This window comes from Pseudomonas sp. LFS074 (genome assembly GCF_047978165.1).
GTDB classification, from domain to species: Bacteria; Pseudomonadota; Gammaproteobacteria; order Pseudomonadales; family Pseudomonadaceae; genus Aquipseudomonas; species Aquipseudomonas putida_P.
In genome coordinates, this window is the sequence record NZ_JBFPFV010000003.1 from 83584 (window position 1) to 95992 (window position 12409).

The following is a 12409-nucleotide window of genomic DNA, read 5'->3' on the forward strand; positions in this document are numbered from 1 at the left end:
CATCCAGGGTTCAGGCCACCGCACGCGGCGGATAGACCCGGGTAGGCACGAAAGGAATCAGGCAGATCAAGGCCACGGCAATGCAGGCCATGACGAGGTACAGGTCGGCCGAGGTCAGGACCAACGCCTGGTCGTGGATGCGCTTGGCCAGGCCTGCAGCGCTGTCGTCGACCAGCGGGGCGTTGCCCAGGCTGTCCACCAGGTGGTTGGAATGGAAGTGCCGGCGCAGGGTGCCAAGGGCGTCCAGCAGGCCACCGGCAATCACGGCGGCCAAGCCCTTCACAGTGTTGAACCAGCTGGAGGCGAACGGGCCTTCCTGCGGGGTCATGCCATTGGTGGACAGCATCAGCAACGGCAGCACGGCCATCGGCTGGCCGAACACCTGCAGCAGGTAGAACGGGTAGAAGTCGCCACGGATCCATTCGCTGGTCAGCAGGCTGCTGCCGACACAGGACACCGCCAGCATCGCCAGGCCGATACCCAGCACCCAGCGGCAGTCCACTGCACGGATGTTGCACAGTGCCGCCGTCAGCGGCAGGGCGATCAGTTGAGGCATGGCCACCAGCATCATCAGCGGGCTGGTCTGTGCCGGGCGGTAGCCTTGGATCTGCGCCAGGTAGGCCGAAGGAATGCTGCCCACGCCCGAGAGCACGATCAGCACACCGGCCAGTGTCACCAGCGCGAAACTCAGGTTGCGCCGCTGCAACATGCGCAACTGGAAGAACGGCAGCGGTTCGGACCACTCGTTGAACATGAACAGCACCAGCAACACCAAGCCACCGCCCAGCAGCCAGCAGATCAGCGGCGAATCGAACCAGCCCCAGCGGTCGCCCAGCGACAGGCCCAGTACGATGCAACTGATGGCGGGGAGGCCGAGCAGCACGCCACGCCAGTCGAACTGCTTGAAACGTTCCAGGCGCAGCGGGTCCTGCGGCAGGCCCCAGCCGACGCAGACGATGGCCAGCAGCGAGGGCAGAATGATCTGCCAGAACGCCCATTGCCAACCGACATACTCGGTCCACAGCCCCGCCAACGGCGTGCCAAGGTTGGGGCCGAAGGTGGCAGTCAGGGCATAGCAGGCCAGGCCGTAGACCTTGATGCCCGGTGGCAGGAAGCGCAGGGCCACACTCATCAGCATCGGTGGCAAGGCCCCCGAAGCAAAGCCCTGCAGCACGCGCAGCAGCATCAGGCTGTGCAGGTTGGGGGCGAACGGTTGCAGCAAGCCGAGCACGGCGAACAGGCCGATGGCGCTCATGGTGAAGCGCCGCAGCGAGAAGGTGGTGGCCAGCCACGGCGCAAAGGCCATGGCCGAGACCGAGGCGGCGCTGTACACCGCCAGCAGCCAGGCACCTTCGTCAGCACCGATGCCCATGGCACCGCGGATATCGGCGAGGGAAATCTTGGTAACCGACTCGTTGAGGCCTGCGCACAGCACGGCCAGCAACACACCGAACAGCCCCACTACCACCTGCAGGCCAAACGCCGTCTGCGCAGGCGCGGCCGGCGCGGGGGCGGCGGCCAGCGCCGCAGGGGGCGCGGTCAGGGAACTCATGGGAATACATCTCCAGCAACAATTTCAGGGCTGGAGCAAGTTTAAGAAGGTCGAATGCTGACGAAAACTGACTTGTTGGCAGTTTTATATTGCGTCAGACGCAATCAATGGCGACATCACGGGTCAATGCGCCCACACGCTTTCAACGTCTGGCGCAGCCAACGGTGTGCGGGGTCGTTGTCGAAACGCGGGTGCCACGCCTGCTTCACATTGACTTTCTCCAACGGCACCGGGATCTCGAACGAGCGCAATGGCAGCTTCAGCCGCTGCACACTGTTGAGGATGTTGGCGGGTATCGGCAGGATCAAGTCCGAATCCGGCAGTGAGAACATCGCCGAATGAAAGCTGGTGGTGATCAGGGCCACCCGCCGCTCTACCTTGTGGTTGGCCAACGCCACATCGATCGGCCCATTGGCCCGGCCGCGCCGCGATACGCTGATCTGCGGGTAGGCGGCAAAACGCTCTGGGGTGATCGGGGCGTCGAAAATCGGGTGCCCCACACGCGCCAGGCCCACGAAGTAGGTGCTGAACAGGCTCTGCACCTTGATTTCCGGGCCAAGTTCAACGGCCGAGCTGATGATCAAATCGATATGCCCGTTGCGCAGCACCGCATCATCGTCACCGCTGCCCTCCGGGACGAAGCGCAACACCGTTCGCGGCGCCTGGGCCAGCATCATGCTCAGCAATTGGGCGCCGTACAGGGCGATGAACAGGTCATTGGTGCGTATGTTGAAGGCACGGTCCAGGTTCACCAGGTCGACATCATCACGGCTACGGAACACCTGCCCGGCTTGCTCTACCAACCCATGCACCTGCTCGCGCAGGGCCAGCGCCCGCGGCGTGGGCACAAGGCCACGGCCGGCACGCACCAGGATCGGGTCACCCATGGCTTCGCGAATGCGCCCCAGTGTCCGGCTCATGGCCGCCGGGCTCAGGTTCATTCGCTGAGCTGCGCCGACCACGCTGCCCTCGTCGAGCAGGACATCGAGGGCGACGAGCAGGTTCATGTCCGGGAGTTGCATGGCCGTTTTCCGTTACAGCTGTGGGAATGGCGATGGTAACAGGTTGCTCGATTGCACCAGACGCAATGCGCTCGTGCGTTGTGGGGCATTTATTCACTGACCGTGTTCGGCCTTAAATAGAGCATTGGCAGGATCGGCCTCTTCGCGGGCGTGCCCGCGAAAGGGCCGATCCTGCAGATACACCCGCCAGCCACTGCCAAGGATCCTACATGCCCAGCTCCGTCCTGATCGCCATCGACGCCTCCCCGGCTTCCAGTGCCCTGCTGGCCCTCGCCCGCCGCTACTGCCGCCCTGGCCATCACGAATTGCACGTGCTGCTGGCCATCGATTCCACCTTCGCCGTGCATGAGCAACCAGCGCCCTATACCACCGAAGAGCTGGAGGAATACCCCGCCGCCTGCGAGGAACAGCAGCATGCCGACCACGCCGTGACCGAGGCCGTGCGCGAACTGCAGCAAGCCGGCTTTGCCAGCCGAGGTTGCATGGTGGCTGGGCAGCCGGTCGATGTGATCGTGACTAAGGCGCACGAACTCAATTGCGAGCTGATCATCATGGGCCACCGTCACCTGTCGCGGCTGGGACGGTTGCTCGACCCTTCCATCAGCGCGAAGGTGATTGACCAGGTGAAGGTGCCAGTGTTGGTGGGGGCGGCGGGGTAGAAATCACAGAAGATTGGACGCTTGGCTCTGAGCTTCATTTGGGCATGCAGGTGCTCGCCATGATTTTTACAGCGCCTTTGAGATCGAGCGCCGCGCGGGCGGCGCTCGATGTTCCTGACTACAAATCTCTCAAGGCGAACTCGGCTTCACCACCACCGTACAAGTCGTCCCCGCCGCCAGCAAAAACCCTTCCGGCACTTCATCGATGTGAATACGCACCGGCACCCGCTGCGCCAGCCGCACCCAGTTGAACGTAGGGTTCACATCGGCAATCAGCTCGCGGCTTTGCGGGTTGTCGCGGTCGTAGATGCCACGGGCGATGCTCTCCACATGCCCCTTGATGCGCTCGCCGCTCATCATCTGCAGCTCGGCCTGGTCACCCACCTTCACGTGCGGCAGCTTGGTCTCCTCGAAGAAGCCGTACACCCAGAACGAGTTCTCATCGACCACCGCCATCACCGCCTCACCGGTACGCGCATAGTCGCCCTTGTGGATGTTCAGGTTGGTCACATAGCCATCCACCGTGGCCACGATGTGCGTGCGCTTGAGGTTCAGTTCGGCTGCGGCCAGTTCAGCAAGGGCTTGCTGGTAATCGGCTTGGGCAGCGTTGGCAATGTTGCTGGCATCGTCGCGGTTTTCCTTGGAGATCACCAGGTTGTCCATGTCGGCCCGGCGCTTGGCGTTGACCTTGCGCATTTCCCAGGTGGCCTTGCGCGAGGCGACCAGCGCCTTGGCCTGGTCGACCGCCAACTGGTAGTGCTCGGGGTCGATCTGGATCAGCAGGTCGCCCTTCTTCACCCGCTGGTTGTCCTTGACCGGTACGTCCACCACGTAGCCGGGCACGTCGGCGGCGACGTTGATGATGTCGGCACGCACGCGGCCGTCGCGGGTCCATGGGGTGGTCATGTAGTGCAACCACAACTGGCGACCGATGGCCACGGCAGCGACCAGCACCAGCAGGGTGGCGATCAGGCTGAAGAACTTTTTCATCGAAGGTTTCTCACCAGTAGACAGTAAGCGCCATGGCGCCGAACAGGCAGACGAACAGGCTCAGGCGCAGCAGCGCCGGGTGCCAGAAGAAACGGTAGCCATCATGGCTGGCGATGAACCGGTCCAGGCCCCAGGCCAGGCCCAGGGCGAACAGGAACATCAAGGTCATGGTGGGCATGTACACGCCATGGAAGGCGATTTCACGGGGCATGGTGCAATCCTTTCGCCGGTGCCAGTGGCGACTGTGGGTCCAGCAGGGAAGAACGGATGAAGTGCAGGTAGCTTTGCGCACGGCGCAGCACCGAGGTGTCGAAGTGCCGGGCGAACGGCTCGTCGGTGGCCTGCACGCGGGCGATGGCATGGTCCACGGCCACCAATGCACGCTCGTGGTTGCTGGCGCTTGGCTGCAGGAACAACCGCGCCAGGGCACGGCCCATGACGCGAATCGCCTGGCGCCACGGCTGCGACTCTGCGTAGGCCGGGTGCTCCGGCGCACGGGCCTGCTCCTTGCGCAACTCGATCACGGCGTGGCCGATTTCCAGCACGGTGAACATCCAGCCCATCAACTGGCTCTGCACCTGCGGCTTGCCCGCCGCCAGGCCATAGGCCTGGTGCAACAGGTCGCGGGTGCGGCTTTCGAACGCCGTGCCGATGCCGCGCAGGCGACCACTGATGGCGAACAGCACCTGCTCGCGCAGCTCTTGTTCCAGGCGGCTCCACAACCAGCGGCTGTTGGGCGGCAGGATGATCGCCCCGGCGGCGGCACAGACGAACATGCCGATCACCATGCCGATGTAGTCGTTGATGAAGGTGTAGGGGTCATACACGGTGAGGTTGTTCGGCACCGAGCCAATCGCGAAAAACACCAGCAAGCCGATGCCGTAGCCGGCATAGGCCGGGCGCGACGACAGAAACGCGCCCAACACGAACACGGGTGCCAGCACCATGCACAGCAGCGGGAAACCGTCGATCCAGGGGAACACGAAGAACGTTTCGAAGAACCCGACAAAAGCACCGATGGCCGTGCCGCAGGCCATCTGGAACGACATGCGCTTGGGGTTCGGCGACGCCGCCGAAAGGCCCACGGTGACGGTGGCGATCAGGGTCATCATGGCGCCGCTGGGCCAGTCACTGAGTAGCCAGTAGCTACCCAGCAGCAACAGCACCGCCGAGGCACGCACACCGGCGGCCAGCGACACCAGCCAGCTGGTCTGCGCCACGTAGGGCTCGTCCCACTGCTCGCGCTGGTGCGTGTGCGCGGCCAGCGAGGCATGGGTTTCGGCGTAGCTGAACATCTCGTCGACGAAGCGATACAGCAGTTCGAACGCGGTGTGAAAGTCGAGCAAGTCGGATTCACTGGGGTCGGTCGCCAGGTATTCGGCCCGCAAGCCGCGCACCTGGGCCTGCAGGCCTTCCTTGTAGGCGGCCAGCTCCAGGGTCAGGCGCAGTGCATCGGCGTCGGTCAACGCCCGCCCCACGTAGGGCTGCAGCAGCTCCACCAAGGTATTCAGGCCCGGCTCGATGGCACTGACAATCTGTAGCGGGCCACGGGCACGCAGCCGCTCCAGCAAGCGGTGCAGGGCGTTGAAGCGCGTGGTGATGGCCATGAACTCACTGTTCATCCGCACCAGCCGACCACTGCGCCGGCGCATGTGCGGGTCTTCGAAGGCGGTGACGTTGCGCAAGCTTTCAAGGCCTACGGCCTCTGCCACGAAACGCACGTTGCTGCTCTCGAAACGGTCCTTTTGGCTATCGCCACGCAGGGCCTCGACCACCACCCCGGCGAACACGCCAAAGCGCTGGTACAGGGCGTTACGCATCGCGGCGCTGGCCGACTGCGGCAGGATTGCGGCACTGACGAAGGTCGACACCAGAATCCCCAAGGCAATCTCCAGCACCCGCCATACGGCTGCCATGAACGCCTGGTCAGGGTGCTGCAGTACCGGCAGGCCGATCATCGCGGCGGTGTAACCGGCCAGCACGAAGCCATAGGCGCGGAAGGTGCGGTAGCGCATGGCACCGGCCGAGCACAGGCCCACCCACAGCGCCAGGCTGGGCAGGAACAGCTCGGTGTTCTGCGGGAAGATGGCGATCAGTGCCACCATCATCGCCGAGCCGGCCAGGGTGCCGAGCACCCGGTAGAAGCTTTTGGCGAACACATGCCCGCTTTGCGGCTGCATGACGATGAACACGGTGATCATGGCCGTGCGTGGTTGCGGCAGCTCAAGGCGCATGGCCAGCCACAACGTGATGAACGCGGCGGCCAGCACCTTGAAGATGTACACCCAGGTCACGCCGTCGGTGCGCGCCCAGGCAAAGAAGCCCCGGCGCCATTCCAGGCTTTGCAGCCAGCGCACGGGCAAACTGGAAGTGCTCATTCGGCGTTATCCGGCTTCTTGTCGAAAATGGCCAGGGTAGCCGGGGTTTTCGGCGCAGCCTGGCGTTCCTCCTTCGGCACATCCTGGCCGGCCTGCAGGCCGCCGCCCAGGGCGGTGACCAGCTCGGCATGGGCGACCAGGCGGGCGGCCTGCACCTGTTGCTGCACCTGCTGCTGGCGGAACAGCAATGTCTGCGCATTGAGCACGTTCAGGTAGTCGGTAAGGCCGCGCTGGAAGGCGACCATGGCGATGTCGTAGGTTTTCTGGGCTGCGGCGACGGACTCGGCCGCGAAGTGCGACTGCTCTTTCATCGACTCGCGGCGGATCAACTGGTCGGAAATGTTCTTCAGCGCACCAATCACGGTCTGGTTGTAGCGCGCCACCGCTACGTCGTACCCCGCCGAGGCCACGCCCAGCTCCGAACGCAGGCGGCCACCGTCGAAGATCGGCAAGCTGATCGCCGGGCCGACGTTGTAGTTGAACTTGCGCCCGGTCAGGAACTCCAGCGGGCCACCACCGGTAGCCATGAAGCCCAGGCTGCCGACCAGGTCGACGTTGGGGAAGAAGCCGGCATGGGCAACATCGATGCCACGCGCTTGAGCGGCCACCTGCCAGCGGCTGGCGACCACATCGGGGCGCTGGCCGACCAGTTCGGCAGGCAGGTTCGAGGGCAGCTTCAGCGGCGCGGCCAGGGCCAGGGTCGGGCGCTGCAACTGTGCGCCCTCCCCCGGGCCTTTGCCAGCCAACGCCGCCAGCTGGTTGCGGGTCAGGGCAATTTCTTCGTCGAGGCTGTCGAGCTGACGGTGGGTTTCCGGCAGCGGCGCTTCGGCCTGACTGACTTCGAAGTGAGTGCCGATGCCGGCATCCAGGCGACGCTTGGCCAGCGCCAGGATCTGCTCCTGCTGCTCCAGTTCGGCCTTGACGATATCGCGCTGGGCAAAGTGCAGGCTCAGTTGGATGTAGGCGCGCACCACGTTGTTCTGCAGCTCCAGTTGCGCCTGGCGGGCTTCGGCCACGCTCATGTGCGCCTGGTCCACGGCCTGCTCACTGGCGTTGCGCTCGCGCCCCCACAGGTCGAGGGCGTAGCTGAAGCCAATGGCAGCGTTGTTGTCCCAGGTGTTGGCGCCCGACAGCGCGCCAGGGCCGTAGAACTGGTCTTCAGGCCAGTTGTGGCGCTTGAGCGTGGCCTGGCCGTTGGCCTGGAGCTTTTCCGCCGACTCGACCACGCCAGCCATGGCCTTGGCTTCGCGCACCCGCGCCGCGGCCATGGCCAGGCTTGGGCTGCCGGCCACGGCCAGGGCAATCCAGCGGTCCAGCTGCGGGTCGCCATAGGCGTGCCACCACTGCTGATCAGGCCAATGGGCGTCGGTCGCGGCTTCGCGTATGGCCGCGTCGGTGGTCAAGGTATTGGCTTGCAGCGTCTTGCTTTGCGGGGCGATGCCCCAGGTTCCGATACAGCCACTCAAGGTGAGGGCAAGGGCACAGGCACTGAACGCATTGAGCGTTCTGATGATGCGACGCGGCACAGCTGCGATTTCCCGAGGAAGAGGTGAAGGGGCCGGGCAATTCTAGGGGGCGACAGCACTGGCGATAAGCGCAGATTCCTGCGAATCTTTGTTACCAAAACAGCGATAATCCGCCTTTGGTCGAAGGTAACTTTTCAGCTTTTTTGCGTTACTTCGTGACACAATTTTGTCCTCTACATCGAGAGTGACCCATGGACACCCTGCAAAACATGCGTGCTTTCAGTTGCGTAGCCCAGCTTGGCAGCTTTACCGCTGCTGCCGCGCAACTGGATACGACCACCGCGAACGTGTCGCGGGCGGTCTCCAACCTGGAAGCCCATCTGCAAACAAGGCTGCTCAACCGTACCACCCGCCGCATTGCGCTGACCGAGGCCGGCAAGCGTTACCTGATGCGTTGCGAACAGATTCTTACCTATGTGGAAGAAGCCGAAGCCGAAGCCAGCGATGCCCACGCCCGCCCGGCCGGGCAGTTGAAGGTGCACTCGATGACCGGGGTGGGCCAGCACTTCGTGGTCGATGCCATCGCCCGCTACCGCGAGTCGCACCCGGACGTCACCTTCGACCTGACCATGGCCAACCGCGTGCCCGACCTGCTCGACGAGGGTTATGACGTGTCCATCGTGCTGGCCACCGAACTGCCCGATTCGGGGTTCGTGTCACAGCGCCTTGGCATCACCTACAGCATCGTCTGCGCCTCGCCCGGCTACATCGCCCGCCACGGCACTGCGCACAAGCCCGCCGACCTGCTCAAGCATGCCTGCCTGCGCATGGTCAGCCCGGTGATCCCGCTGGAAAAGTGGCTGTTCGACGGCCCGGAAGGCCAGGAGATGGTCAACATCACCAGCTCGCCGTTCATGGTCAACACCGCCGATGCCATGAAGACCGCGATCCGCAGCGGCATGGGCGTAGGCGTGCTGCCGATCTATTCGGCCATCGACGGCCTGCGTGACGGTAGCCTGGTGCGAGTGTTGCCCGAGTACCGCCTGCAGGAACTGAACCTGTACGCCATCTACCCATCGCGGCAGTACCTGGATGCCAAGATCAAGACCTGGGTCGAGTACCTGCGCAACTCGCTGCCAGAGATTCTCGCGGCCCATGAGGCGGACCTGAAAACCCATCAAGTGCTCATCGCCAACTAAAAAGCTGCTGCATGGCGGGGGTGGACAATGGTAGGTTGCTAACCAATGTCCACCCCCGCCTTGCAGAGAAGTTGCCCGATGAAAAAGACTGTCCTGGCCTTCAGCCGTATCACCCCGGCCATGGCCGAGCGCCTGCAGCAAGACTTCAACGTGATTCTGCCCAACCCCAAGCTCGGCGACATCAACGCCCAGTTCAACGAAGCCCTGCCCGAGGCCCACGGCCTGATCGGCGTTGGCCGCAAGCTGGGCCGTGCACAGCTTGAAGGCGCGGCCAAGCTGGAGGTGGTGTCCAGTGTTTCGGTCGGCTATGACAACTACGACTTGGACTACTTCAACGAACGCGGCATCGCCCTGACCAACACCCCCGACGTGCTCACCGAAAGCACCGCCGACCTGGGCTTCTCGCTGATCATGGGCTGTGCCCGCCGCACCGCCGAACTGGATGCCTGGACCAAGGCCGGCAACTGGCAGGCCACCGTAGGCCCGGCCCATTTCGGCAGCGATGTGCATGGCAAGACGCTGGGTATCGTCGGCATGGGCAACATCGGCGCTGCCATTGCCCGCCGTGGCCGGTTCGGTTTCAACATGTCGGTCATCTACGCTGGCAACAGCCGCAAGACCGCGCTGGAGCAAGAACTTGGGGCGCAGTTGCGCAGCCTGGAGCAGTTGCTGGCCGAAGCTGACTTCGTGGTCATTGTGGTGCCGTTGTCCGACGCCAGCCGCAAGCTGATTGGCGCCCGCGAGCTGAAACTGATGAAGCCGAGTGCCTTCCTGATCAACATCGCTCGCGGGCCGGTGGTGGATGAAGCGGCGCTGATCGAAGCCCTGCAGAACGGTACCCTTCGTGGGGCTGGTCTGGATGTGTACGAGAAGGAACCGCTGAGCGATTCGCCGCTGTTCAAGCTGCCCAATGCGCTGACCTTGCCGCACATTGGTTCGGCCACTGCCGAAACCCGTGAGGCCATGGCCAATCGGGCGATGGACAACCTGCGCGCGGCGCTGCTGGGCGAGCGGCCGCGGGACCTGGTGAACCCGCAGGTGTGGAAAGGCTGATAGCGCTCTATTGCCTGCACCGGCCCTTTCGCGGGTAAACCCGCTCCCACAGGTCCAGAACGCTGTGGGAGCGGGTTTACCCGCGAAAGGTCCGGTGCAGGCAACGCATGTCCTATTTGGCCACCACAACACCGCCAGCCACCCGGACCCGAGGCTTGCGAAACACCAGCACATTCCCCGCCATCACCGCCACCAGCCCCAACAAGGCCGGTGCCGTCCACTGATACCCCTCGGCCACCGCCGACACATTCAACGCCACCAACGGAAACAGCACCGTGCAGTAGGCCGCGCGCTCTGGCCCCATGCGGCCGACCAGAGTCAGGTAGGCGGTGAAACCGATCACCGAACCCGGAATTACCAGATACATCAGCGAACCGATGTAGCGGGTGTTCCACTCCATGTTGAAAGGAATGCCGCTGACCAGGCAATAAACCATCAGCATGGCCGCCCCGTAGACCATGCCCCAGGCATTGGTGGTCATGGGCTTGAGCCCGGCCTTCTGCTGCATGCTCGACAGCATGTTGCCCGCCGAGAAGCACAGCGTGCCGAGCAGCGCCAGGCCAAGGCCGTACAGGGTTTCACGGCTGGCCGCATGATGGGACAGCTCGGGCCAGAACAGCAGCCCCAGCCCAAGCAGGCCCAGGGCACCACCGCCCAGTACATTGGCGGCGATTTTCTGGCCGAAGAAGACCCGCGCATTAAGTGCGTTCCACAGGGTTGCAGTGGAGAACACCACGGCGATCAGACCACTGGCGATCCACTGGCTGGCAGTGAGAAAGCACATGAAATTGACGCAGAACAGGCAAAAGCCCTGTGCCAGGCAGATCAGGTGGCCACGGCGGTTCATCGGTTGCAGGCGGCGGGTGAGCAATAGGATGGCGAACAGAATCAGGCCAGCCAGGGCGAAGCGATAGACGATCGAGACCGGGATGGCGACCACGCCCAGCTGGAGCTTCAAGGCGATCCAGGTAGTGCCCCAGATCAGGACGGTGAGCAGGTAGAGTGACAGGTTCATGGCGGCAGTTCCTTGGGCCTTTCAGGATCGGTGCCCGGCGCTTCGCGGGTAAACCCGCTCCCACAGGGATCACCAGTGTTCGCTAGATGGGCCTTTACCGGCTTGCACAAACTTGCGCTTTTCTTGCGCCAGTAGATGTCACGCTGTGCAGGGCGCAGTAGGATGACTGGCAAGAGGAACCCGCCATGACGCCACTCACCCAGTTGCAAGTGTTCAACGCCATGCATGCCTCGCCCCACGCCCGGCTGGAGCTGAGCGCGCACCTGGGCGACGGGCTGGCGGCGGCGTTGTGGAGCAACCGTGACGATGCTCGTGATTACCAGGCACCGACCCATCACACCCTGTCGTGCTACATCGCCGACGGCACCGGCACCTTCCGCCGCCAACGCCCGGCCGACAAGGGCGCACCCGGCAAGCTGTGCGTGATGCCGGCCGGGCAGGAATCGAACTGGGTGGTCAATGGCGCGATCCGGCTGGCACACCTGTATGTCAGCGAGGCGCAGTTCGCACTGGGCTGCGTGCGCCTGCTCGACCGTGAGCCACGGGAGCTGCAACTGCAGGAGGCGACCTTTCTGGACGATCCACAGCAGGCGGCACGCTTTCGCCAACTCATCCAACTGGACTGGGACGAGCCCGGCGAACGCCTGCTGGCCAGCAGCCTGGCACACGAAATCGTCGACCATGCGCTGCTCAACCAGGTCGGGCTGCGCCAAGGCCTGCGCCTGAAAGGCGGGCTGGCGCCGAACCTGCGCCGGCAGTTGGTCGAGTACATCGAAGCGCACCTGGACCAGCCGATTACCCTGGGTGAACTGGCCTTGCGCTGCAACTTGTCCGAATACCACTTCGCGCGCATGTTCCGCGCCAGTTTCGGGTTACCGCCGCATCAGTACTTGCTGGCCAGGCGGCTGCAGCGGGCTTGCGAGTTGTTGCGACTGGGGGAAATGCCGCTGGGCGAAATTGCCCTGTTGTGCGGGTTTGCCAGTGCCAGCCATTTCAGTAACCGCTTCCGGCAGGCCCTTGGCGCAACGCCTGGGGAATATCGCTCGGCCATTCGCGGCTAAAGCCGCTCCACAGA

General features: G+C 63.9%; 11 protein-coding genes. 4 read left to right on the top strand and 7 right to left on the bottom strand.

All coding sequences use genetic code 11. The annotated features are described in order from the left end of the window. Window positions 1-10 precede the first annotated feature (10 nt). Together ACNQP3_RS24330 and ACNQP3_RS24335 are read right to left on the bottom strand one after the other, a co-directional pair. A complete protein-coding gene (locus tag ACNQP3_RS24330; RefSeq protein WP_060514841.1) occupies window positions 11-1552 on the bottom strand; it encodes an MFS transporter in 1542 nt (513 codons plus the stop codon). Between the two features lie 116 nt (window positions 1553-1668). Then, entirely contained in the window at window positions 1669-2574 is a 906-nt protein-coding gene (locus tag ACNQP3_RS24335) for a LysR family transcriptional regulator (RefSeq protein WP_012274117.1), read from the bottom strand. Window positions 2575-2783: 209 nt separating this feature from the next. Between ACNQP3_RS24335 and ACNQP3_RS24340 the strand changes: the two genes are divergently transcribed. Further along, on the top strand, window positions 2784-3233 hold the full coding sequence (locus ACNQP3_RS24340) for a universal stress protein (RefSeq protein WP_069942695.1): 450 nt from the start codon (window positions 2784-2786) through the stop codon (window positions 3231-3233). Window positions 3234-3362: 129 nt separating this feature from the next. On the opposite strand, the gene ACNQP3_RS24345 is transcribed toward ACNQP3_RS24340, so the two are convergent. Genes ACNQP3_RS24345 through ACNQP3_RS24360 form a run of 4 tightly spaced genes read right to left on the bottom strand, consistent with a single transcriptional unit; the run spans window position 3363 to window position 8127 of the window. Beyond that, the gene (locus tag ACNQP3_RS24345) at window positions 3363-4223 is read right to left on the bottom strand and encodes an HlyD family secretion protein (protein ID WP_012274119.1); all 861 of its coding nucleotides are present in this window, start codon (window positions 4221-4223) and stop codon (window positions 3363-3365) included. A 10-nt stretch (window positions 4224-4233) separates the two neighbouring features. After that, window positions 4234-4434, bottom strand: a complete 201-nt coding sequence (locus ACNQP3_RS24350; RefSeq protein ID WP_009685040.1) for a DUF1656 domain-containing protein — start codon at window positions 4432-4434, stop codon at window positions 4234-4236. Then, window positions 4424-6601, bottom strand: coding sequence for an FUSC family protein (locus ACNQP3_RS24355; protein ID WP_264316537.1), 2178 nt, complete (start codon window positions 6599-6601; stop codon window positions 4424-4426). The genes ACNQP3_RS24350 and ACNQP3_RS24355 overlap by 11 nt, the downstream gene beginning before the upstream one ends. Beyond that, window positions 6598-8127: an efflux transporter outer membrane subunit gene (locus tag ACNQP3_RS24360; RefSeq protein WP_012274121.1), complete on the bottom strand. Its 1530-nt coding sequence runs from the start codon at window positions 8125-8127 to the stop codon at window positions 6598-6600. The genes ACNQP3_RS24355 and ACNQP3_RS24360 overlap by 4 nt, the downstream gene beginning before the upstream one ends. 191 nt (window positions 8128-8318) lie before the next feature. On the opposite strand from ACNQP3_RS24360, the gene ACNQP3_RS24365 reads away from it, so the two are divergent. Next, window positions 8319-9266, top strand: coding sequence for a LysR family transcriptional regulator (locus tag ACNQP3_RS24365; RefSeq protein ID WP_012274122.1), 948 nt, complete (start codon window positions 8319-8321; stop codon window positions 9264-9266). Window positions 9267-9344: 78 nt separating this feature from the next. Then, window positions 9345-10319 (top strand): 2-hydroxyacid dehydrogenase, encoded by a 975-nt coding sequence (locus ACNQP3_RS24370; RefSeq protein WP_264316538.1) that lies wholly within the window; start codon window positions 9345-9347, stop codon window positions 10317-10319. Window positions 10320-10431: 112 nt separating this feature from the next. Here ACNQP3_RS24370 and ACNQP3_RS24375 read toward each other — a convergent pair whose 3' ends face one another. Next, entirely contained in the window at window positions 10432-11334 is a 903-nt protein-coding gene (locus tag ACNQP3_RS24375; protein ID WP_060493267.1) for a DMT family transporter, read from the bottom strand. 185 nt (window positions 11335-11519) lie between these two features. On the opposite strand from ACNQP3_RS24375, the gene ACNQP3_RS24380 reads away from it, so the two are divergent. Next, window positions 11520-12395 carry a helix-turn-helix domain-containing protein gene (locus ACNQP3_RS24380; RefSeq protein WP_012274125.1) on the top strand — a complete coding sequence of 292 codons (876 nt, stop codon included), beginning with the start codon at window positions 11520-11522 and terminating at the stop codon, window positions 12393-12395. Window positions 12396-12409: the final 14 nt, after the last annotated feature.